This is a genomic window from Enterobacter sp. UNJFSC 003, from assembly GCF_036903355.1.
Lineage (GTDB): Bacteria > Pseudomonadota > Gammaproteobacteria > Enterobacterales > Enterobacteriaceae > Enterobacter.
Window position 1 is genome coordinate 1 of the sequence record NZ_JBAKHK010000348.1, and the last position, 237, is coordinate 237.

Genomic DNA, 237 nt, shown 5'->3' on the forward strand with positions numbered 1-237 from the left:
GCGTTACAGGACGCGTTAACGCTGGCCTTAGCTGCCAGACCGCAAGAAAAAGCGCCGGGTCGTTACGAATTACAGGGCGACAATATTTTTATGAATGTCATGACGTTTAACACTCAATCGCCCGTCGAGAAAAAAGCGGAATTGCACGAGCAATACATTGATATCCAGCTGTTATTAAACGGTGAGGAACGGATTCTGTTTGGCATGGCAGGCACTGCGCGCCAATGTGAAGAGTTC

At 48.5% G+C, this 237-nt stretch carries 1 protein-coding gene; it reads left to right on the plus strand.

Annotated features, from left to right (window positions below; translation table 11 throughout):
- A partial coding sequence (locus V5P19_RS24485) for a YhcH/YjgK/YiaL family protein (protein ID WP_334408109.1) occupies window positions 1-237 on the plus strand: 237 nt, incomplete at both ends.